This is a genomic window from Halovibrio sp. HP20-59 (genome assembly GCF_033052795.2).
Lineage (GTDB): Bacteria > Pseudomonadota > Gammaproteobacteria > Pseudomonadales > Halomonadaceae > Vreelandella.
In genome coordinates this window covers 1-241 of sequence record NZ_JAWJUW020000165.1, presented here as the reverse complement: position 1 = coordinate 241, position 241 = coordinate 1, and the positions used below count along the sequence as shown (strand labels likewise).

1 protein-coding gene is annotated in these 241 nt (G+C 68.9%); it reads right to left on the bottom strand.

The genetic code is table 11. From position 1 onward, the window contains the following. The coding region (locus RZA33_RS19750) for a hypothetical protein (protein ID WP_322976234.1) at positions 1-191 on the bottom strand (191 nt) is incomplete at its 3' end. Positions 192-241: the final 50 nt, after the last annotated feature.

Genomic DNA, 241 nt, shown 5'->3' with positions numbered 1-241 from the left:
CCCAGTGCGACAGCCATCGCGGGGCTGGAGGCCGCAGCACTGGCCGCTGCGCTGGCTGGGTCGGCAGCAGCGCTGGCGGCGGCGCCTGAGACGACTTCGGTGACTGGGGTGGAGATGGCCGACGCGATGGTTTTTTCGGCCCCACCACCGCCGCAAGCAGCCAGCACGGCGCAGAAGATGGAGGTGATCACCATGAAAGTTGCGGGCGGGGCGAGATGCTTCATGGCGATGCGCGTGCTGC